Below are 22,145 nucleotides of genomic sequence, written 5' to 3' on the forward strand. Positions count from 1 at the left end.
TTCTAATATTGACTTTGGTCTTTTAATAGCAAGTAGGCTCTTAAGAAATTCCTTTGTCTCTAACTTCATAATAGGAACATTTTCTACTTCAGCATATCTTCTTAACTCAAGGAAATCTTTATCTATAATCATTTCTTCAATAAAAGATGAAATGTATTCATTATTTATACGATTCATTACTCTCTAACTCTGATATAACTGGTAGTATCATAGGATCACGACCTAATTCATTGTAAATATAAGATTTCAAATCCTCTCTAATTTTGTATTTAATCTGACTTATAGCTCGAATTTCTTTATCTGCACATTTCTTAATTGATCTTAATACTACATCCTTAGCATTTTCTATGATATCTTGATTTTCTTTCACATAAACAAAACCACGTGAGACAATATCTGGTCCAGCTAGTAATTGTTGGGTATGTTTATCAAAGGTAATTGAAACTACAACTAATCCATCTTCGGATAAGTGTTTTCTATCCTTTAGAACGATATTACCAACATCACCGATTCCAGAACCGTCTACTAGTATATTTCCAGCTTGAACTCTACCATTGATTGCTCCATGTTTTTTTGTAAATTCATAAATATCACCGTTTTTACCAATCAAGATATTTTCCTTAGCTTGTCCCATATCTTCAGCTATTTCGGCATGTTTTTGTAACTGTCTTACTTCACCGTGGGCTGGAATAAGGTATTTTGGCGTAACTAATTGATACATCAATTTAATTTCTTCTTGGCAAGCGTGTCCAGAAGCATGTACTTTAGCAAGAGATGAATAAATAATCTTACAACCTATTTTTGTTAGATTATTAATAGTATTATTAATTGCCATCTCATTACCAGGAATTGCTGAAGAAGATAGGATCACCGTATCTGTTTCATTTAGGTTTATCTGTTTATGTTCTCTATTAGCCATTCTAGTGAGTGCTGATAGAGGCTCACCCTGGGTACCTGTTGAAAGAACTACTATCTCATCATCAGCGTAGTTTTTGATATTTTTCATATCAATTAGGGTATTACTTTTAATTTTTAGATAGCCTAATTCATTCGCGATTCTAACGTTATTAAGCATTGACCTACCAGATAGAGCTACTTTCTTATTATATCTTTCCGCAGCATAGATAATTTGTTGGACCCTATGAAGATTTGATGCAAATGTTGCAACGATTATTCTTGACTTAGCTCTTCCAAATATTTGAATAAAGGTATCACCAACAGTTTTCTCGCTTAGTGAGTATCCTTCCCTTTCAACGTTTGTACTGTCTGCAAATAGGGCTAATACTCCTTTTCGTCCTAATTCTGCAAGTCTTTGGATATCAGTTGGGTCATTATCAATTGGGGTAAAGTCCATCTTAAAGTCCCCGGTAAATATTACTGTTCCTACTGGAGACTTCACAGCTATAGAGCAAGCATCAGGTATAGAGTGACTTACTCTAATAAATTCAGCACTCAATGATCCAACTTTGACAGTATTATTTACATTTACCATCTTGATTTTGTTAGGATTTAATCCATGCTCTTTAAACTTATTTTCTAATAAGCCCTTAGTTAGCTTCGAGCAGTATACATTGGTATCAATATTTTTTAGAAAATAAGGTATAGCGCCAATATGGTCTTCGTGACCATGCGTTACAAATATTCCTCTTAGTTTGTTTTTATTTTCTTCTACATAGGTGAAATCAGGAATTACGATATCAACCCCTAGCATCTCTGCATCAGGGAAGGTCAATCCACAATCTATCATGATCATATCATTTCCATATTCTACCAATGTACAGTTTTTACCTACTTCTTGTAATCCCCCAAGAGGGATTATTCTTAATTTTTTGTCATTTTGCATTATTACTCCTTGTTTTTTTGACAATCGGAGCATGTTCCAAAGATTCTTAATGAATAATAATCTAAATCAAAATCATATACCTTTTTTAAAGATTCTTTCATTTCATCTTTAGATAGAAATTCATCTTCTATAATTTTACCGCATGTAGTACAAATAATGTGATCATGATGATCATTTTTTGGATCAATAAGTTCGTAAGTATATGCTTGATCGGTAAATTCTTGTTTGTTAACAATTCCAAGTTCTTCAAAAATATTTAAAGTTCTATAAATTGTAGCTATTCCTACTTGCTTATGTTCTTGATGTACAATTGAAAAAAGTTCTTCTGGCGTGATATGTTTTGCCTCAGAGTTTTTCAGTGCGTTAAAGATAATCTCTCTTTGTTTAGTAAATTTTTGGTTATTTTCTTCAAAAATTTTTCTAATCTGATCAGTATTCATCAACATCTTCTTTCATTTCTTCATAAATTTCGATAAGCTCATCTAATAAATCCTGGTCTTCTATGGATTTTAGTTCAACCTCGTTATTTTTTTCAATAACTTCTACAATTAAAATAAGCTCATCTCCTACTTGTTTTAAGGCAGCATAATTTGCCTCATCTACTCCGAATGTATCTAATATTTTAAATTCGACTTCATTGTTATCTTCATCGAGCAAAATAATATTATCCATTTTTTCTCCTATCCAAATATGTTTGAAGTATGAAAGTTGCAGCGATTTTATCTATATACTTTTTACGATTTTCACGTCTAACTTCCATATCCATAAGAACAGCTTCTGATTGAATAGTAGTCATTCTTTCGTCTTCATAGACAATTTCGATATCTACTTGTTTTTTTAGAAAATCTACAAAGCTTATAACTCTCATAGCTTGCGGGCCTATTGTATTATTCATATTTTTAGGTAGTCCAACTACTATTAGATTCACATCATTTTCTTCGACTAATTCCTTAATTCTTTCGATATCTACACTTGCTTTTTTTCTTTTTATTGTCTCTAGAGCATTTGCTAATAAAAACATAGGGTCACTTAGAGCAACCCCAATTGTTTTATTACCAACATCTAGACCCATTATTCTACTCATTAATATACTTCTCTAATAACTCTTCAAGTATACGATCACGATCTACTGTTCTTATTAATTTTCTAGCACCGTTATGGGCGGTGATATAAGTTGGATCTCCTGATAATAAATAGCCTACTATTTGACCTGTTGGTTTGTAACCTTTTTCTTCCAAAGATTTATATACTGTTGTTAGAATTTCTCTAATATCTTTTTCTTGATCCTTATCTGCCTTAAATAGCATGGTCTCATTGAAGTTATTTTTATCAGCCATAATATCTCCTTTAAATTATTTCACTGACTTTTTCTAAAGCTTCTTCTAGTTTAGAAATATCTTTTCCTCCGGCTTGAGCAAAGTTCTTCTTGCCTCCACCATTACCTCCAGTAATTTGAGCTATTTGTCTTACTATTTTACCAGCATTGTACTTATCGGTAAGTTTATCATCAACAGAAACTGTAAATACAATCTTATCACTAACTGAAGCAAAGACAATTATTAGATTATCAAAAGACGACTTTATCCTATTTTCATAATCTCTTAGCTCGTCCATAGAAACATTATCAAATTTCTTAACTAATAAATTTATACCCTTTATTTCTCTTACGTCTTCTTTTAGTTCGCTAACTATGTCAGAACTGTTAGTGGTCTTTAACCTACTATTTTCTGATTTTAGCCTTTCAATTTCATTTTCTAGGCTGTCTATTCTATTAGTTATATTATTAGAGCTGGTATTTAGTCTATCAGCTAGTTGATTTAGTTTATTAGCTTTGTCGTTTAGATATTCAAACGCTTTTTTACCCGTAAGGGCTTCGATTCTTCTTACACCAGCAGATACAGATGATTCTTGTTTAATTTTAAAAATCAAAATATCGCTTGTGTAATTTACATGGCATCCACCACATAATTCTCTAGAGTAATCACCCATAGAAACAACTCTGACCTTATCTTTGTATTTGTCTTCGAATAGGCCTATTGCCCCCATTTTTTGCGACTCTTTGTAATCAACTATATCTTTTGTTACAAGATTTTGCTTAATAATTTCTCTATTTACAATTTTTTCGACTCTTTTTATCTCTTCTCTTGTTAAAGCCTTATTATGAGCAAAATCAAATCTCAACTTATTTTCATCGACTAGTGATCCCGCTTGCTTAACTTCCTCACCTAAAACGTCTCTTAAAGCTTGGTCAAGTAGGTGGGTTGCAGAGTGATTTCTTTGTATTGCTAATCTCTTATCTTTATCTACTATAAAGTTAGCCTCATCACCAACATTTATAGATCCTTCAACTACTTCAATATAATGGAAATAAATATCTTTTTGCTTTTGTACGTCGATTACTTCTGCTTTAAAGGAATCACTTATTATTAGTCCAGTATCAGCTACTTCACCGCCGCCTTCTGCATAAAATGAAGTCTTATCACTGATTATTATACCGTTATCTCCCTTACTTAGCGAAGAAGCTTCTGAGTTTTCTTTGAATAAGTTTAAAATTCTAGCTTTTATCTCTAGATCATCATATCCTGCAAAAGTAGTTTTCTCGATTCCATCGGTATTTATGTTGTCAAGTGACCATCCTGCGTCTTTCTTTCTAGCGTCTCTTGCTGTTTGCTTTTGAATTTGCATTTGTTCATTGAAAGTTTCTTCGTCGACATCAAGATTTTTCTCTTCTAGGATCTCTTTAGTCAAATCAAGTGGGAATCCATAAGTATCATAGAGCTTGAAAGCTTCCTTACCGTCTAGAATTCTTTCTTTTATTTCACTCATTCTTACGATTAAGGATTCTAATCTTTCTAGGCCTTGGTCAATTGTTTTTTGAAATCTATCTTCTTCATCTCTTATTACAGATTTAATTTTTTCTCTATTCGTATCGAGTTCGTCATACTCAATTTTGTAAGTATCGATTACTTTATCGACTATATTTGTTAAAAATTCACCTTCTATTCCTAAAAGCTTACCATGTCTATAGGCTCTTCTTATGAGACGTCTTAGTACATATCCTCTTTTTTCATTTGAAGGCATAACTCCATCGCAAATTAAAAATGTCATCGCCTTAGCATGATCTGCTATTACTCTGATAGATACATCATCTTTTTTATTTTCTTTATATCTTTTTTTTGATAAGTTCTCTATTTCTGATATTATTTCAGCCATTACATCTACTTCAAAAATATTGTCCTTATCTTGTAAAACCATTGCGATTCTTTCAAGGCCCATACCTGTATCGATATTCGGATGGGCAAGTGGTGTATAATTTCCTTGACTATCTTTATTGAATTGTGTAAATACTAGATTCCATACTTCCATAAATCTATCGGAATCATCATTTCCTGGCTTATTATCATTTTCATCTATAGCCTTACTTAATCCCCTATCTACAAAAATTTCCGAACATGGACCACAAGGACCAACTTCTAGCTCCCAAAAATTATCTTCTTTGCCTTCTCTAAGAATTCTTTCACTATCAAGACCTATCTCATTATGCCATATATTGTAAGCTTCATCATCTTCTTTAAATACTGTAACCCAAATGTCTTCTTTGGAAATCTCAAGTTCTTTGGTTAGGAATTCATAAGCCCATGTTATAGCTTCTTTCTTGAAATAATCACCAAATGAAAAGTTACCGAGCATTTCAAAAAATGTCCCGTGACGTTCTGTCTTTCCGACTCTTTCTATATCTGCAGTTCTTACACATTTTTGTGAAGATGTCGCTCTATTGTTTTTCATCTTCTTATCGCCGGTAAAATACTTTTTAAGTGGCGCCATTCCTGCATTTATTAATAACAAAGAGTCATCATCAATAGGAATTAGTGGAAATGACTTTAAAAGTGTATGACCCTTCTCATTTCCAAAAAAATTCAAATATTTGTTTCTTAACTCATTCATTCCTAAGTTTTTCATTCTTTTACCTCAAACTTCCTGATTTATCATATTTTTTAAACTAATAGAATCAACTGCTTCATTTATCACCTTATCTATTCTGTCAAATACAAAATACGCATCGCATTTATCATCACAAAAGTGATCTCCACTTACACAGTCGCTCATGGTTATGTTTCCTTCGAGAACTCTTAATACCTCACCAACAGAAATATCATCTAAATCTCTTGTGATTTTATATCCTCCCTTAGGGCCTCTAGCTGATTTAATTAAGCCATCATTTTTAAGTAGCCTTATTAACTGCTCCAAATAATTTTCCGATAGGTTAAGCTTCTCACTCATCTCTGATACAGAGATATATCCCCTTTCATTATTGCTTGCTAGATAACACATAGCCCTTAGTCCATACCTGCCTCTTGTCGATAGTTTCATTATATTCTCACCTATATTGTAATCAAATCCTTTAAGGCTTCATAAAATTTATCGCCTATTCCTGTAACATTCTTAATATCTTCTATTTTATCAAACTTATTTGCACTTCTATACTCGATTATAGCATCTGCCCTCTTATCACCTATGTTAGGTAAGCTCATAAGTTCTTCTTTACTGGCGGTATTAATATTAATAAGCTCAGATTTGCTACTAGCACTAATATTTGCAGCCTGATTAGTATCAATATTTTCTAATGAATTCTCTTCATCGATATTAGGTATGTAAATTTTCATTTGATCATCTAGTCTTTGTGCAAGATTAAGTGTTTTCTCACTTGCCTTATCAGTCAATCCACCAGCTTCGTTAATCAAATCCTCGAGCCTATCTCCATCTTTAATTTGATAGACTCCAGGTTTGTTTATCTCGCCTGATATATAAACTTTTTTTATTGAGTCATTTGTTGATTCTTTTTTTTCAGAGTCAATATCTTGATCTTCATCTAAACTATCCTCATCAACCAAGGAAATTTTATCAGATTTGTCAAAAATTCCAGCCATATTATTTGAATACGCGAAATTAGCTATTAAGATAAAAACCGCTATTATTAAACCGTAAATGATTTTATCTTTTTTATCATCAGACATAAAATACTCCTAGAAATCTATGAGAGCTTAATTCTCCCATAGATTATCTAAATCATAAAATTCACGCTGTTTTTGTGTGAAAATGTGTACAATTATATCTCCAGCATCCAAGAGTATCCATTCTCCTTCTCTTAGACCTTCTTTGGATAAAATACTATATCCTTCTTTTTCTAAATCATCTTCTATATAATCAGCTAAAGCTCTAGTTTGATTAATACTTCCACCACTTGCTATAACAAACTTATCAGCTATAGATGAAGAATTTAAATCAATAACCTTTACATCTTCAGCTAATTTATCATCTAATGTTTTTAAAATAGTTTCAAGCTTTTCCATTTTTCTCCTTTATCAAATAATTTCTTGCCTTAAGTGTTAAAGGATCAATAAAAGCATCCATATCTATTAGGAATCTAATATTGTGATTCAAGCACTCTAAAACACCTAGATCAAGATTTTTAGAAGCCTTCTTTCTAATCTCTTCTACTCCTGGATATGATCTTTTCTCCTCTATTGCATCTGCTAAAAATACAATTTTTTCCAAAACACTCATATTTTCATTTCCTGTTGTATGATATTTGATAGCTTTTAATATCTCCTCATCTCTAACATTATACACTTTTTCCGCAACTTCTGCTCCTAAAAAAGAATGAACTACAGATTTTGATGAATCAGGATCAATTTCCTTAAAATTGTCTATATTAAGCTCATTCATGTATCTTTCTTCGTTATATTTAGCACAATCATGTAAGAAAGCTGCTATTTTTACTTTTTCCTTATCAACTTTCTTTCCTTCGCTTAATTTTTCTGCGCAATTCATAACCCTAAGACTATGCTTATATCTCTTCTCGCCAATATCTGAAATCAGTCTATCCTTATATAATTCAATATCAAACATATAAGCCCCTATTTTCTATAATATATCTAACACTATCTCTAACTAAATATTTAATACTTAAATTATTCTTTACCAGATTTCTTATAAGTGTTGATGAAATATTGATATTAAGGTTATTAATTAAAAATATGTTAGGATTATCTTTCTTGATAAGTTCAACCTTTTCTACCAACTCACTATCTTCATCAATATTACTTCTTGTAAAAACGATGATATTTTCATCCAAGATGTCATCATAATTTCTCCAAGTATCAATAGTCAAGAAGGAATCTTCACCCATTATATAGAATATATCATCATCTTTAAAAAATTTCTTAAAGCATCTTATAGTCTCGTGGGTATATCTAACTTTATCATCAGTAGATTCAAAAGTAGATAGGACAATCTTATCATTATCCCTAATAGCCTCACTAACCATCTCAACTCTTATATTTGTATCTGTTTTCTTCTTGTGCTTTTTGTGGGGAGGATTTGAACTTGGTAAAATTATTACTTTATCAAGCTTCATAAAATTAATAGCATTCTCTATTACAATCAAATGCCCTACATGAATTGGGTCAAAAGTCCCCCCATATAGTCCTATTCTCATTATAAATCGTATTTATTATCGTCGTTTTTTCTATAGATTGTAAAGATTGAACCTAGGTGAGAAATAAATTCAGATTCTGTCTTCTCAATGATAGTATCGATTATTTCTTCTTCGTCGTCCATATTATTATTTAGAATTTTAATCTTAATAAGCTCACGAGCTTCTAAAGCTTCATCTATTGCCTTAATCAAATCATCAGTAACAGAAAACTTTCCAATGTTGATTACTGGTTTAAAATCATGAGATTCTTGTTTCAATCTTGCTCTTTGCCTACCTGTTAACATATATCCTCCTATTCATAATACTCAAATACTAAGTCTCCGAAGGCTACACTATCACCTTCTTGAATTCCCATTTCCTTTAATTTATCAAAAACTTCCATTTCTCTCAAAGTCTTCTCGAAGTACATCTTGCCATCATAGTCTTCAAGATCTACTTTTTCTAGTAATTTATCAACTCTTTTTCCATCGACAACAAAAATATCATTTTCTTTTCTAAAGTTTAAATCATATTCAATTTCTTTGTCGTAATATTTATCCAAGAATTCTGTATCAACTTCTTCCATTGGATCAAACTCTTTAATTTCACTTTTAGCTAATAATTCTGATATTGCATCTACCAACTCCTTGATTCCTTTGGTTGTAGCTGCAGATATCTTATATATATCATACTTATCAGCAAATTCTTTGAGGAAGGCCTCTGCGTTATTATTAAAGTCAAGGTCAGACTTATTCATAGCTATAATCATTGGTTTTTGTGCAAGTTTTTCGTTGTATAATTTTAATTCCTCATTGATCATTTTGAAATCTTCTATAGGATTTCTTCCCTCAATTCCAGAAATATCTACAAGATGAACCAAAACCCTACATCTTTCGACATGTTTTAAAAAGTCATGACCGAGTCCACTGCCGTCACTTGCTCCTTCAATAAGACCTGGTATATCGGCAACTATAAAGGATCTTTCGCTGTCAATATTTACAACTCCTAGATTAGGATCTATGGTCGTAAAGTGATAGTTAGCAATTTTTGGTCTAGCCTTGCTAATTACAGAAATCAAAGTAGATTTTCCAACATTTGGAAGTCCTACTAGTCCAACGTCTGCAAGTATTTTTAGTTCAAATATAACATCTATTTCCTGACCACTTCTACCTAATTCAGCAAAGCGTGGCGCTTGACGTATGGAATTTTTGAAATGCACATTTCCTCTTCCACCTCTACCACCTTTTGCTATAATATACTCTTCCCCATCCTTGTTTAAGTCTTTTATTATAACTTCACTATTAGCTTCTCTAACTAAGGTTCCGACAGGGACTTTTATTATTAGATCATCACCCTTTTTTCCAAATTTCTTCTTCTTGCCACCTGCTTCACCATTTTGCGCCTTATATTTAGTTCTATATCTAAATTCATCTAGAGTTGATAGATTTCTTGTAGCTTTTATAATTATAGAGCCACCGTTTCCTCCATCTCCACCTGCAGGACCGCCATTTGGTTCATATTTTTCACGTCTCCAGGCAACAGCTCCATTTCCTCCGTCTCCTGCCTTAAGACTTACTTTCGCATAATCTATCATATTTAAATCCTCTCATAAAAAAAGGCTTGCCAATTGGCAAGCTCTGACTTTCTAAGCAATGTCTGCTTCAGCGTAAACAGAAACTTGTTTTTTGTCTCTGCCCTTTCTTTTGAATTTAACAACACCTTCACATGAAGCGTAAAGAGTATCATCAGCACCTTTTTTAACATTGTTACCTGGGTGAATTTTTGTTCCTCTTTGTCTAACTATGATAGTTCCAGCGTTAACAAATTGTCCATCGCTTCTTTTAACACCTAGTCTTTTAGCATTGGAATCTCTACCGTTCTTAGATGAAGAAACTCCCTTCTTGCTTGACAATCTTTGTAAATCTATGTTTAATATCATTTCATGTCTCCTTATAATTTAATTTTACGTAATCGCTATAGTTACCTAACAAAGTTTGTATTCCAGTTTCAAAATAGTTAAATACAACTTCAACTTCCTTCGATTTTTTATAAGTTTCAAGCTTAAGTATATCGCCATCATCTACAAAATCGACATCTGTCACATACTTATCTAAAGTATTTATGCAAGTATATGCCAGAATTGTAACTGCTGAACAAACAATGTCTGTGCCATGCTCAGCAAAATCAGCATGACCTCGAATTTCATATCCTACTGTTCTTCCTTCTTTGATTAATAAATCAACATTAATCATTAAAGGCTAATGCTATCAATTTTTACTAAAGTATAAGGTTGTCTGTGACCGTGTTTTTTTCTGTATTGTTTTTTAGGTTTGTATTTGAATACAACAATTTTCTTATCTTTATTTTGATCTTCAACTGTTGCTGTTACTTTTGCGCTTTCTATTACTGGAGAACCAACTTTAACTTCATCTCCAGAAACTAAAAGTACTTGGTCAAATTCAACGGTGTCACCAACTTCGTAAGGGAGCTTTTCAACTCTTACTAAGTCACCTTCTGATACTTTGTATTGTTTTCCACCTGTTTTAATTATTGCGTACATGGAAACCTCCTATTACTAAAATTCTCGCCAGTGTTGGGGATCAGCACCCGGACTGAGCGGTTTACTTGATTATAATACTATCTTTAACTTATATGTCAAGCAATTTCTATAATTTCCATACTATCTATAGCTTGCTTTTCTAACTTCTCTATATCTAAATTTTCTTCAGATTTTTCTATATATTTTAATTTTGGCTTTGTGACTGGTGAGTCTGGCGCAAAAATAGAACAGCAATCGTCATATGGTTCTATCGCCTTTTCATAGGAATCTATTTTTTCAGAAATTTCTATTATATCCTTCTTATCCATAGCAATAAGGGGTCTAAGTATTGGAAGTTTACTAGAATCGTTAATAACCGAAACTGATTCTATAGTTTGGCTTGCAACTTGGCCAAGACTTTCTCCTGTTATAAGGGCCTGATAAGAGTATTTTTCAGAAATTTTATTTGCGATTCTCATCATAAATCTACGTGACAGGATTGTCGTTTCTCTTCTAGGACAATTTTTGCTTATGGCCTTATAAATTTCAGCAAGATTTACAGAGTAAACCGTCATATTGCCTGTATAGGCTGATAGAATTTTTGCAAGATCCATTGCCTTTTGATGAGCTCTTTTTGATGTAAATGGATAAGAGTGAAAGTGTATAGCGTTGATATTCATTCCTCTTTTTGCCATAAGAAATCCTGCAACTGGTGAGTCGATACCTCCAGATAATAAAAGGAGTCCCTCTCCACCAGAACCAAGAGGAAGTCCTCCGAGACCTTCAACTCTCTTTATGTAGATATAGGCTTTTGATTTTACATCGATAAATACAGTAAAGTCAGGCTTATGTATATCTACACTTAAGCCATCGTACTTTCCTAGGATATCTCCACCTATTTTTGCACTTAGTTTAGGTGATGTAAGAGCAAATGACTTATCTGTTCTCTTGGATTCGACCTTAAATGTCATATCCTTATCAAAATCATAATATTTAACTAAATCTATGCTAGTCTTACTTATATCTTCAACTGTTTTCTCACATCTTACAACTTCAGATATATACACTATACCAAATACTTTTTTTATTTCTTTTATTAATCTATCAAATTTGTCTCTATCAGCTTTGATGTATAGCTTTGATGATTCTTGGAACATATCATCATAGCCTATATCTCTGATATTTCTCTTTATATTGTTTATAGCTGTTTTATAAAAGGTATTTCTATTTCTTCCTTTTAGAAATATCTCACCAAAGCTTACCGCTAAGAACCAATCCATTAGAACACCTCCCTAATCATTTCAATTCCTTCTTTTAAAACTTCAACAGTTTTATTAATATCGTCCATACTTGTATCATTTGAAAAAGAAAATCTAATAGCTCCATCTATATAATCTTTATCTATTCCCAAAGCTTTTAGTATCCTATTATCTTCTCCCTTAGAGCAGGCAGAACCAGATGATACAAAAATCCCATTATCTTCAAGATAATGAACTAAAACCTCAGATTTAATATTTTTAAAACAAACGTCTAAAACATAGGCAGAAGAGTTCTCCTTAGGTGAGATTGTATAACAATCATCTATACTTGCTTCAATCGCCTTTCTAAGAGCGTGATTAAGATCCTCAATATATTTGTACTCATTATTCATAAGCTGCTTTTCTAGGGCAACTCCTGCAGCACTAATAGCAGGGTGATTTACGGTTCCTGAAGATACAATTTCTTGCCTTCCCCCATAGATAACTGGTCTGATCTTAGATAGAATATTATTTCTAACATAAAGAATGCCAACACCCTTTGGTCCGTGAAACTTATGTGCACTAAAACTCATCAAGTCTACGCCAAGTTTATCAACATCACAAGAAATTTTGCCGACAGCTTGGGTAGCATCTATATGCATACAAATATTTGGATTATAGGATTTTATGATTTTCGATATTTCCCTTACATCTTGAATCGTTCCTATTTCGTTGTTCACGTATATTATTGATACAAGATTGACATCTTTATCTAACTTTTCTTTCAAATCTTTTAAATCGACAAAACCATATTTGTCATTTTTTAAAAATACTACTTCTTTGTAGTTATTATTTATAACAGCATCATACATAGATGAGTGCTCTATACTTGTTGTAATGACTTTGCTATCAGCAGATGCAAAAGATGAAACGACAATATTATTGGATTCGCTTGCTCCTTTGGTGAAGTATATTTCACTTTCTTTCGCATTTATAGCATTTGCCATTATGTTTTTACTTTTTTTTATTAAATTTTCAGAATCCATGCCAAATGAATGAATTGATGAAGTATTTGCATAATAATTTTCTTCTACTTCAACCATTTTTTCTATGGCTTCTCTGTACATTTTTGTAGTTGCTGCATTATCTAAATATATCATAGACCACTCCTTAACTTATTCATTATATTATAACGAAGTCTAATTACAAATTATAGTATAGTAATTACATGATTACATTAAAAAAAAGATATAAAGCAACAAATTTAAAAGGTGATGAAATTATTTTAGATATAGAAACTACGGGCCTTGACTCTTCTATAGATAGTCTTGTTCTATTAGGAATTATTGAAAAAAATAACAACAAAGCATATATTCACCAATATTTTGCTATAGATGATAGTGAAGAGCAAAGATTGCTTGAAATTTATAAGAAAAAAGTAGCAGATAAAAAAGTAATCACCTATAATGGAGATACCTTTGATATACCGTTCTTAAATAATAGGCTTATAAAGCATGAAGACTTCCCAATTTTACCAGATAGTCAGGACATACTTAAGATAATAAGACCCTATAGGAAGTTTTTTGATTTTGAATCACTTAAGCTCAATGATATAGAAAAAATTGTTGGTTTCCATAGGGATGACCCCTCACGATACAAAACTTTCAGTAAATTGAATGATGATTTAAAAAAACGCACAAATCCCTACCCAATCATGAAACACAATGAAAATGATCTTATAGCAACTGAGAAAATTTTACATATAGAAAAATATTTTGAAGAGAAACTTTCTATAGATACTATATTATCTCAAGTAACATTGATGACTTGTAATATAAATAACGACGTCGCAAGATTTTCCTTAAGATCTCAAGAAAATCTAAATGAATCTTATTTTACTGGAGAAAACTACGAATTAATTATAAAAGATAATTTTATAATAATAAATTTGCAAGTTTTGTACGGGATTCTTGCTGAAAATATAAGAGGTTATGTGTGTATCAACAATTTTAAACTTGATAATAAATCCACTGTAAATATTGACAATCATTTCTTTATAATAAGAGAAAATTTCAAATACAATTACGAGAACATTCTTGCCTTGGCAAAAAAAATAATCGAGAATCAATTTTGATTCTCGATTTGCCAGTCAATTTCATCCATATTGTTAGCTCTTAAGAACTCATTTGTCCTTGAGAAAACTTTTGATCCGAAAAATCCCCTATAAGCCGATAAGGGTGAAGGATGCACTGACTTTAAGATAAGATGATTTTTATTGGTAATTAATTTTTCCTTTGATTTTGCATTTGCTCCCCAAAGAATAAATACTATAGGCTTTTCACGTTTATTCAATAACTCTATTATCCTATCAGTAAGTACCTCCCATCCTTTTCCTCGATGCGAATTCGGAGACTTTTCTCTGACTGTAAGGACGGTATTTAAAAGCAAAACTCCTTGCTTGGCCCACTTAGTCAAGTCTCCATTGTCTGGTATAAAAAGGCCTAAATCATCATTAAGCTCCTTATATATATTTAATAAGGAAGGTGGTATGGGCACATCTTCTTTTACAGAAAAAGAAAAGCCATGTGCTTGCCCCTTCCCGTGATAGGGATCCTGTCCTAGTATTACGACTTTCGTATCCTCATAACTTACATATTTTAGTGCATTAAAAAGATCATACATATCGGGATATATATTATAATGCTTATATTCATTAATCAAAAACTTTCTGAGATTTTTGTAGTAAGGCTTCTCCCACTCCTCTTTTAGTAATTGATCCCAATCATTACCAATTTGTACACTCATTATTTATCCCCATGTAAGATAATATAAATAATCATTAGAGCGCAGCCTGCTGTTACCAAAATATCTGCAACATTAAATATTGGAAATTGTACAAAAGAAAACTCTATAAAATCTACTACATATCCTTGGATAAGTCTATCACAGAAGTTACCTATAGCTCCAGATATAATCATAGCAAGCGATACATTGAGGATCATAGGGCTTGTCTTTATATTTTTAAGAAAATAATAAAGCAAATATATTACAATTGCAGTTGTAAGTATAATAAATATCAATCTCTTATCTTGTAAGATTCCAAAAGCCGCTCCTCTATTTTCAAGGTAGGTTAAATTAAAGACCTTCCCATCAATATTTTTTTCCATTAAGTTGTTAACTGCGTAAATTTTTGTGAGCCTATCAATTACAAGACCCAATATTATAATTACTAAATATATCATATTAATTTCCTATATTCTATGTGATAGTTCCCCTTCTTGCTAAGTCCTTTTATCCTATCAAAGATAAATCTTCCTTCTCTTCTGATTGATATCATAGCACCTTCATCCAAATTATAACTTGGATCTGTTATAGTTTGATGGTCTACCTTCACAAGCCTGTTATTTATTAAAATTTTAGCCTTAGCCCTAGAACTATTTATGAGACTAGATACTATATTATCAAGCCTTACTGAAGAAATAAAGCTAGTAGATGAAATGTAATCTTCTTTTTCTTTAATTAATTTACTTTCCTCTTTGATTTCAATCTTTATTCCTTCTCTTTTTATCTTGCTTAAATTATATTTAATAAAATTCGCTTCTTCTTCAAGTACTGCAAATTCTACTAACCCATTTAAGACCGATATATCTCCTATACTGTTTCTGCCAATTCCCATATGGACTAAGGCTCCTAATACATCGGGGTGCTTGATTTCACTACCATTGAAAGTGAGGACCTTTATATAATTACTTTCTTCTAAAGGGAGATAATAGTAGTTCGCTACAAATATTTTTCTTTCGCATTTATCATTCCCACCAATAAATACGATATCTATGTTATTCTTTCTGGCAATATCTCCTATAACTTTCCTCTCAAATGGATCGAGAAAGAAGCTGGATACTTCTTGATTTGTATAAAATCCTCTCTCCAGAATAGATATAGCTTTCTTGATGTTAGACTTCTTGGCCTTATCCTTAATAAAATTTAAATTATATTCTAAACTCATAAAAAAGAAAGATCGATTTATTAGATCGATCTATAATTGATTATAATTTCCTTCAGATATTTGATCAGTAACAGCCGGGTCTATTTGTATGCCGTTTGGACTTATAACAAATATTCCTTTTGTAACTTTCTCAACCGTCCCACTTAAGGCATATACAGCACCACTTACGAAGTCAAAGATTTGTCTTCTTGTATCTGATTCAACCATCTCTAAGTTTAGGACAACTACTTTTTTGTTAAGGATGTCATCAATAACCTTTGGTGCATCAGTTTCATAATCTAATGGTTCTTGAATCGAAATTCTCATTGAATTTGATCCAGCAAAATTTTTATCACTCATTTTAACTACATTATCTCCCCTTCTTGTTGATTTAGAACTCTTAAACGAAGAATTATTCTTAAAGCTATCTACAAATGGTGGTTTGAAACTCTCATCACTTTCTTCATTCTTATAGTCTGAGTCAGAGAAATAAGATTTGTATGTTTCATCCTTCTCAGATTTATCATTGTCTTCTTCTTTTACTTCCTCTTCTAGATCGTCGTAATACAACTGATCCTCATCGTAATCATCGTATTTGTCATCAATACCTATAAATTCTTTAAACCTATCTAACATAATACTTCCTTTGCGTTTTTTATCTCTCCATTACATTATATCTTAATAAGAAGAATATTTCTAATTTAATATTCATTTTTTAAGTCTCTAGCCATCAAATCCTTAACAGATTGGTGAGCTGACTTTCCTTCAAATAAAACCTTATAGATTTCATAAGTAATAGGCATTTCAATATTTTTTTCTTTAGAAAGTTCATAGACTGCTCGAGTAGTAGGTATACCTTCTACGACCATATTTACCTTAGCTATGCTCTCTTCAATGCTATATCCTTCACCGATAAGTCTTCCAGCCCTATTGTTTCGTGAAAGATTACTAGTAGCCGTAACAATAAGATCACCAATCCCTGCAAGACCGTTTATTGTTTTTTCATCCGCTCCAAAACTTCTCGCAAATCTTTCCATTTCGTGGATGCCACGTGTTATTAGAGCTGTCTTAGAGTTATCTCCATAAGATAAGCCATCGGCCATTCCTATGCCAAAGGCAAGTATATTCTTGATACTTCCTCCTATCTCTACTCCAATAACATCTGTAGATGTATATACCCTAAAGTAATCTCTATTAAAAATATCTTGAATATCCATAGCTAGATTTATATCATTTGATGCACAAACAAGTGTAGTTGGCATCTCTTTTATTACTTCTTCTGCATGGGATGGACCGCTCACAATAGCATAATTAATGTCTCCTAATATATCTTCCAATATCTCTGAGATTCTAAAGTGAGTATTAAGTTCCAATCCTTTTGATAGATTTATGATCACTTTGTTATCATCAAAATAAGGAACGAGATTTTCGTAAACACTTCTGATACTTTGAGTTGGAATTGCGTTTACTATATATTTATTCTCAAAAAGTTCCTCAATATTTGACGTAGCTCTTATATTTTTTCTTAATTTCTCGTCAGGGAAATACTTAACATTTATGTGATTTTCATTAATAGAATTAACTACATTTATATCCCTAGCATACATAAGAACATCTTGACTTTCGCTTAGAAGATTTGCAATAGCAGTAGCCCAACTGCCTGATCCTATAATAGATATTTCCATAAGACTCCTTAAAATATTTTCTTTTCTTCACCTAGCTTTAGCCTTCTTATATTATCCTTATGCTTGAAAACTACCAAGGAAGCTATTAAAATAATAGCCAAACTTAGAAAGCTAATCTTATATCTTAATAGTGAAAGAACAGCTGCAATTACGGTTGTTGTTATAGAGGATAAAGAAACTATCCTAAATATAAGAACCAAAACAATAAATATTGCAAGAAGTACTAGAGCGAATCTATAATCTATTGCAAGAAGTGCCCCAAATGAGGTAGCAACTCCCTTTCCAGACTTAAACTTGAGTATAAAGCTATACATATGTCCTATAACAACAAAGAACATTGCTACAGCTTGGCCTAGCTCTCCTCCATACTTTCCCCCTAGATAGCAAGCAAGACTTCCCTTTAGGAAATCGAAAAGAAAGGTCATAAATCCAGCAAATTTTCCAAAGTTTCTTAAAGCATTTGTAGCTCCTACGTTACCTGATCCAAGTTTTCTTAAGTCTGTTCTAAAAAATATCTTTCCGATTATAAAACCAAAAGGAATAGAACCTAATATATAGGATAATAAAGCAATTAGTACGGTCATTCTTACTCACCTTTTTGTTTGAATACAAAACTGAAGGGTACACCAGTAAGACTGTAATTTTGTCTTATTTGATTTTCTAGATATCTAGTATACGAGAAGTGAACAAGGTCTCTATCGTTTATTGAAAGCATAAACTTTGGAGGTGCAGTCGATACTTGTGACATATAGTATATCTTAAGTCTCTTGCCCTTATCTTGAGGTGGCGGATTCAATAATATTGCATCTTGTAATATATTATTTAAAACACCCGTTTTTATTCTTGTATGGTAATTGTTAGAAACTATCTCAAATAATTCTAATAATTTGTCAATTCTTTTATTTTCCAAGACTGAAATAAATACTATTGGAGCATAGGGAGCAAATGAAAATGTTTCTCTAATGTCCTTTTCTAGATTTCTCATGGTATTTGTCTCTTTATCAACCAAGTCCCATTTATTTACAGCTATTATTATTGCCTTTTTTTGATTATGAGCATATCCAGCAATTTTTGCATCTTGTTCGGTTACACCAACATTTGCATCAATTAGAAACAAGCATATCTCAGAACTATCGACAGCATCGAAGGTCCTTTGATTCGCATAGTATTCTACGTTTTCCTTGACCTTTGATTTTCTCCTAAGTCCTGCCGTATCAATAAGAACATAATTCTCACCATTATATTGCCAGTAGCTATCTACCGCATCTCTAGTAGTTCCTGCAATATCAGTAACTATCATTCTTTCTTCATTTAATAATAGGTTGACTAGGGAGGACTTACCAGCATTTGGCTTTCCAATAATGGCAATTCTTGTTTCATCCTCTACTTGATCAAAAGAAGAAAAGTCTATGAAAGAGACGATCTTATCTAATAAATCTCCTAAACCCTTACTTTGCTCAGCAGAAATCATTGACATATCATCAAATCCAAATTGATAAAAGTCGTATATATCATCAGGGATTTTGAATGAATCTAGTTTATTAGCAACAATTATAACTGGCTTATTATATTTTCTAATTTCATTTGCTATATCAACATCGTAAGGATTAACTCCCTCCTTGCCGTCTACAACAAAAAGAATCAGATTTGTCTCTATAAGGGCTTTTTCTACTTGAGATTTAATCTCTGTATTCATTACTTCCTTATTAGAAATATCAAGGCCACCGGTATCGACTAGCAAGAATTCGTTGTTTTGCCACTCAACCTTATCTACAATTCTATCCCTTGTCACACCAGATATATCTTCCGTTATTGATTTTCTCTTGCCTACAAGTCTGTTAAATAAAGTACTTTTTCCAACATTTGTCCTACCGACAAGAGTTACTATCGGCATTTTCATATTACTTCTCCATATACTGGGAATCTTTTAGTTAAACTTTCTACTTCTTTTCTAATATTTTCCACAGTATCTTCTTTCTTCAAAGTTTTCTTGATCAAGTCTACTATAATTTCCATTTCACTTTCCTTCATTCCCCTAGTAGTAACCGCGGCAGTTCCTATCCTTAATCCACTTGTTATATTAGGAGATAATTTTTCGCCCGGAATGGTATTTTTATTGGTAGTAATATAGACTTCATCAAGTAAGTTTTGCGCTTCTTTTCCAGTTATTCCCATATTTCTTAAATCTAATAGTAATAGATGGTTATCAGTTCCACCAGAAACTAAATCGAAATTATTCTTTTTAAAGGATATTTCCATTTGTTTCGAATTCGACTTTATTTGTCTGGCATAGCTTTGCCAACTAGGATCTAAATTTTGCTTAAATCCAATAGCCTTTGCTGCGATTATATGCTCTAATGGGCCTCCTTGAAGTCCAGGAAAAACTGCCTTATCAATTTTCTTGGCCCACTTTTCTTTGCAAAGGATTATACCTGACCTAGGACCCCTCAGTGTTTTATGAGTTGTGCTAGTAACTACATCACAATAATCAACAGGTGACATGTGCTCACCGCAAACTACAAGCCCTGCAATGTGTGCAATATCTGCCATTAATAGAGCCCCTACATCATCAGCAATTTGTCGAAATTTCTTAAAGTCTATTTCTCTCGGATAAGCACTTGCCCCACAAACTATAAGTTTAGGCTTAATCTCTCTAGCAAGATCTAAAACATGATCATAATCTATAAGTCCTGTTTCTACATCAACTCCATAATGATAAAAATCATATCTCCTTCCAGAGTGATTGACCTTAGAACCATGAGATAGGTGGCCTCCTTCATTTAAGTTCATAGAAAGAACCTTATCCCCATCTTCTAGGAGGGCAAAATAGGCAGCTGAATTAGCATCGTAACCTGAGTGAGCTTGGACATTAACATGCTCAGCCCCAAATAGGGCCTTAGCCCTATCTATAGCTAGTTTTTCTATGATATCAATGTTCTCACATCCACCGTAATATCTTTTTCCCGGAAGTCCTTCAGCGTACTTATTTGTGAGGATACTCCCATCAGCTTCTAATATTGCTTTTGACACATAATTTTCAGATGCTATAAGTTCAATATTTCTTTCTTGTCTTTCAAGCTCTTTTATCAAGGCATGATAAACTTCTGAATCGAACTTTTCTATTTCTGAATAATTCATTATGCCTTTCTCACTCTCATCATATTTCTATTCTTTACATTTTTATCTAGTTTCTTCATAAAAATAATTGATATAGCGAAAAATATTGCTACTGATATTAAAGTCAATAGATTAATATCCATAGATGTATTCTTTAGAAATATATTAGGAATAAGAGCTCCCACCAACATCATAACTACCGGAACAATATAGACAGTAGCTGTTAATTTGCTTACTTCACTTGAAGATCCTTCAATAATTACATGATCGCCTCTTTTTAAATCTTCATATGAGAAAAGCTCAATTTCTGTAGTTTTACTCTCAGCACAAGAGCCCTTGGCAGCACATCCTCCACATGCTCCGTTCCTAAAAATCTGTACCTTTAAATTACCTTTGTTATTATCGATTACTATTCCTTCTTTTTTAACTGTATCCATAAAACCTACCTTAATCTTATACTTAATTCATCCAAAGCTTTCTCATCGACAAGACTTGGTGCTTCTGTCAATGGACATGTAGCAGATTGTGTCTTAGGGAAAGCAATTATATCCTTTATGTTATCTGTTTTTGCAAAAAGCATTACTAGCCTATCAAGACCGTATGCTAGACCTGCGTGTGGAGGTGTTCCATATTGAAGAGCTTCGATGAAGAATCCAAATTTGTTCTTTATATCTTCATCACTTAACTTAAGCGCCTCAAACACTTTTTCTTGGAGGTCAGAATTGTTAATTCTTACAGATCCTCCTCCCATTTCATCTCCATTTATAACTATGTCGTAAGCTTGAGTTCTTACTTTTTGAGGTTTAGTTAATAGTAAGTCAATATCTTCTTCATTTGGCATTGTGAATGGATGGTGTTGGGAAACGTATCTATCTTCTTCTTCGCTATATTCGAACATTGGGAAGTTCACAACCCAGCAAAGAGCGTATTCTTTTTCAATTAGATCATTATCTTTTGCTACTTTTCTTCTAAGAGCTCCCATAGCTTCAAGAACAGTCTTGTTCTTGTCTGCTCCAATTAAAATTAAATCTCCATCTTCCATTTCAAGCTTATCCTTTAGTCCAGCAATTATATCATCTGTTAAGAATTTCTTTATTGATGATTGGATATCTTCTGAGTATTTGATATAGGATAAGCCCTTTAGACCATAATCTTTAACAAAATCTGTTAATTTATCTAATTGTTTTCTTGAATAATTAGCTGCAATATTCTTGAAGCTATGGGAGCTCTTAGAAGAAAAGTAGCAAAAGATAATGATCT

29 protein-coding genes are annotated in these 22,145 nt (G+C 32.3%); 1 reads left to right on the forward strand and 28 read right to left on the reverse strand.

The genetic code is table 11. From position 1 onward, the window contains the following. Positions 1-160 precede the first annotated feature (160 nt). The 18 genes from RCH56_RS04985 to RCH56_RS05070 all read right to left on the reverse strand — a co-directional run bounded on the left by RCH56_RS04985 (position 161) and on the right by RCH56_RS05070 (position 13,258). Complete coding sequence (locus tag RCH56_RS04985; protein WP_306483887.1) at positions 161-1,843, reverse strand: ribonuclease J; 1,683 nt, start codon at positions 1,841-1,843, stop codon at positions 161-163. 2 nt (positions 1,844-1,845) lie between these two features. Beyond that, complete coding sequence (locus RCH56_RS04990; protein WP_306483888.1) at positions 1,846-2,283, reverse strand: Fur family transcriptional regulator; 438 nt, start codon at positions 2,281-2,283, stop codon at positions 1,846-1,848. Further along, positions 2,273-2,515 (reverse strand): DUF1292 domain-containing protein, encoded by a 243-nt coding sequence (locus tag RCH56_RS04995; protein ID WP_306483889.1) that lies wholly within the window; start codon positions 2,513-2,515, stop codon positions 2,273-2,275. The genes RCH56_RS04990 and RCH56_RS04995 overlap by 11 nt, the downstream gene beginning before the upstream one ends. Beyond that, the gene (gene ruvX, locus RCH56_RS05000) at positions 2,508-2,927 is read right to left on the reverse strand and encodes a Holliday junction resolvase RuvX (RefSeq protein WP_306483890.1); all 420 of its coding nucleotides are present in this window, start codon (positions 2,925-2,927) and stop codon (positions 2,508-2,510) included. The genes RCH56_RS04995 and ruvX overlap by 8 nt, the downstream gene beginning before the upstream one ends. Then, on the reverse strand, positions 2,920-3,180 hold the full coding sequence (locus RCH56_RS05005) for an IreB family regulatory phosphoprotein (RefSeq protein ID WP_306483891.1): 261 nt from the start codon (positions 3,178-3,180) through the stop codon (positions 2,920-2,922). The genes ruvX and RCH56_RS05005 overlap by 8 nt, the downstream gene beginning before the upstream one ends. A 10-nt stretch (positions 3,181-3,190) precedes the next feature. Next, positions 3,191-5,803 (reverse strand): alanine--tRNA ligase, encoded by a 2,613-nt coding sequence (gene alaS / locus RCH56_RS05010; protein WP_306483892.1) that lies wholly within the window; start codon positions 5,801-5,803, stop codon positions 3,191-3,193. A gap of 9 nt (positions 5,804-5,812) precedes the next feature. Beyond that, positions 5,813-6,214, reverse strand: a complete 402-nt coding sequence (locus RCH56_RS05015; RefSeq protein WP_306483893.1) for an Rrf2 family transcriptional regulator — start codon at positions 6,212-6,214, stop codon at positions 5,813-5,815. Positions 6,215-6,225: 11 nt separating this feature from the next. Further along, complete coding sequence (locus RCH56_RS05020) at positions 6,226-6,858, reverse strand: helix-hairpin-helix domain-containing protein (protein ID WP_306483894.1); 633 nt, start codon at positions 6,856-6,858, stop codon at positions 6,226-6,228. A 27-nt stretch (positions 6,859-6,885) separates the two neighbouring features. Beyond that, complete coding sequence (rsfS, locus tag RCH56_RS05025; protein ID WP_105300477.1) at positions 6,886-7,194, reverse strand: ribosome silencing factor; 309 nt, start codon at positions 7,192-7,194, stop codon at positions 6,886-6,888. Continuing rightward, entirely contained in the window at positions 7,181-7,753 is a 573-nt protein-coding gene (gene yqeK / locus RCH56_RS05030) for a bis(5'-nucleosyl)-tetraphosphatase (symmetrical) YqeK (RefSeq protein WP_306483895.1), read from the reverse strand. Before yqeK ends, rsfS begins: the two co-directional genes overlap by 14 nt. Then, positions 7,746-8,342: a nicotinate (nicotinamide) nucleotide adenylyltransferase gene (gene nadD / locus RCH56_RS05035; RefSeq protein WP_306483896.1), complete on the reverse strand. Its 597-nt coding sequence runs from the start codon at positions 8,340-8,342 to the stop codon at positions 7,746-7,748. Before nadD ends, yqeK begins: the two co-directional genes overlap by 8 nt. After that, the gene (yhbY, locus tag RCH56_RS05040) at positions 8,342-8,626 is read right to left on the reverse strand and encodes a ribosome assembly RNA-binding protein YhbY (RefSeq protein ID WP_306483897.1); all 285 of its coding nucleotides are present in this window, start codon (positions 8,624-8,626) and stop codon (positions 8,342-8,344) included. The genes nadD and yhbY overlap by 1 nt, the downstream gene beginning before the upstream one ends. 8 nt (positions 8,627-8,634) lie before the next feature. Beyond that, entirely contained in the window at positions 8,635-9,915 is a 1,281-nt protein-coding gene (gene obgE, locus RCH56_RS05045; RefSeq protein WP_306483898.1) for a GTPase ObgE, read from the reverse strand. Positions 9,916-9,966: 51 nt separating this feature from the next. Beyond that, positions 9,967-10,260, reverse strand: coding sequence for a 50S ribosomal protein L27 (gene rpmA / locus RCH56_RS05050; RefSeq protein ID WP_373690235.1), 294 nt, complete (start codon positions 10,258-10,260; stop codon positions 9,967-9,969). 1 nt (position 10,261) lies between these two features. Continuing rightward, positions 10,262-10,573, reverse strand: coding sequence for a ribosomal-processing cysteine protease Prp (locus RCH56_RS05055; protein ID WP_306483899.1), 312 nt, complete (start codon positions 10,571-10,573; stop codon positions 10,262-10,264). Continuing rightward, a complete protein-coding gene (gene rplU / locus RCH56_RS05060; protein ID WP_306483900.1) occupies positions 10,573-10,881 on the reverse strand; it encodes a 50S ribosomal protein L21 in 309 nt (102 codons plus the stop codon). The genes RCH56_RS05055 and rplU overlap by 1 nt, the downstream gene beginning before the upstream one ends. Before the next feature lie 95 nt (positions 10,882-10,976). Further along, positions 10,977-12,140 (reverse strand): tRNA uracil 4-sulfurtransferase ThiI, encoded by a 1,164-nt coding sequence (gene thiI, locus RCH56_RS05065; protein ID WP_306483901.1) that lies wholly within the window; start codon positions 12,138-12,140, stop codon positions 10,977-10,979. Further along, the gene (locus RCH56_RS05070; RefSeq protein WP_306483902.1) at positions 12,140-13,258 is read right to left on the reverse strand and encodes a cysteine desulfurase family protein; all 1,119 of its coding nucleotides are present in this window, start codon (positions 13,256-13,258) and stop codon (positions 12,140-12,142) included. The genes thiI and RCH56_RS05070 overlap by 1 nt, the downstream gene beginning before the upstream one ends. Before the next feature lie 68 nt (positions 13,259-13,326). On the opposite strand from RCH56_RS05070, the gene RCH56_RS05075 reads away from it, so the two are divergent. After that, complete coding sequence (locus tag RCH56_RS05075) at positions 13,327-14,232, forward strand: ribonuclease H-like domain-containing protein (protein WP_306483903.1); 906 nt, start codon at positions 13,327-13,329, stop codon at positions 14,230-14,232. Here RCH56_RS05075 and RCH56_RS05080 read toward each other — a convergent pair. From RCH56_RS05080 to RCH56_RS05125, 10 genes are all read right to left on the reverse strand, one after another. Next, a complete protein-coding gene (locus RCH56_RS05080) occupies positions 14,223-14,903 on the reverse strand; it encodes a uracil-DNA glycosylase (RefSeq protein WP_306483904.1) in 681 nt (226 codons plus the stop codon). The genes RCH56_RS05075 and RCH56_RS05080 overlap by 10 nt on opposite strands. Next, complete coding sequence (lspA, locus tag RCH56_RS05085) at positions 14,903-15,340, reverse strand: signal peptidase II (RefSeq protein ID WP_306483905.1); 438 nt, start codon at positions 15,338-15,340, stop codon at positions 14,903-14,905. Before lspA ends, RCH56_RS05080 begins: the two co-directional genes overlap by 1 nt. Continuing rightward, positions 15,337-16,104, reverse strand: coding sequence for a YlmH/Sll1252 family protein (locus RCH56_RS05090; protein WP_306483906.1), 768 nt, complete (start codon positions 16,102-16,104; stop codon positions 15,337-15,339). The genes lspA and RCH56_RS05090 overlap by 4 nt, the downstream gene beginning before the upstream one ends. Before the next feature lie 30 nt (positions 16,105-16,134). Continuing rightward, on the reverse strand, positions 16,135-16,719 hold the full coding sequence (locus tag RCH56_RS05095) for a cell division protein SepF (protein ID WP_306483907.1): 585 nt from the start codon (positions 16,717-16,719) through the stop codon (positions 16,135-16,137). A gap of 65 nt (positions 16,720-16,784) precedes the next feature. After that, complete coding sequence (locus RCH56_RS05100; RefSeq protein WP_306483908.1) at positions 16,785-17,768, reverse strand: NAD(P)H-dependent glycerol-3-phosphate dehydrogenase; 984 nt, start codon at positions 17,766-17,768, stop codon at positions 16,785-16,787. An 8-nt stretch (positions 17,769-17,776) separates the two neighbouring features. Next, positions 17,777-18,352 carry a glycerol-3-phosphate 1-O-acyltransferase PlsY gene (gene plsY / locus RCH56_RS05105; RefSeq protein ID WP_306483909.1) on the reverse strand — a complete coding sequence of 192 codons (576 nt, stop codon included), beginning with the start codon at positions 18,350-18,352 and terminating at the stop codon, positions 17,777-17,779. A gap of 2 nt (positions 18,353-18,354) precedes the next feature. Next, positions 18,355-19,668, reverse strand: a complete 1,314-nt coding sequence (gene der, locus RCH56_RS05110; RefSeq protein WP_306483910.1) for a ribosome biogenesis GTPase Der — start codon at positions 19,666-19,668, stop codon at positions 18,355-18,357. Next, entirely contained in the window at positions 19,665-20,906 is a 1,242-nt protein-coding gene (glyA, locus tag RCH56_RS05115; protein WP_306483911.1) for a serine hydroxymethyltransferase, read from the reverse strand. The genes der and glyA overlap by 4 nt, the downstream gene beginning before the upstream one ends. Continuing rightward, positions 20,906-21,322 carry a SoxR reducing system RseC family protein gene (locus RCH56_RS05120; RefSeq protein WP_306483912.1) on the reverse strand — a complete coding sequence of 139 codons (417 nt, stop codon included), beginning with the start codon at positions 21,320-21,322 and terminating at the stop codon, positions 20,906-20,908. The genes glyA and RCH56_RS05120 overlap by 1 nt, the downstream gene beginning before the upstream one ends. Before the next feature lie 5 nt (positions 21,323-21,327). Continuing rightward, positions 21,328-22,145, reverse strand: an 818-nt coding sequence (locus RCH56_RS05125; RefSeq protein ID WP_306483914.1) for an amino acid--tRNA ligase-related protein, incomplete at its 5' end; no start/stop codon positions are given.

Origin of the sequence: Anaerococcus sp., assembly GCF_030825785.1 — a bacterium.
Taxonomy (GTDB): domain Bacteria; phylum Bacillota; class Clostridia; order Tissierellales; family Peptoniphilaceae; genus Anaerococcus.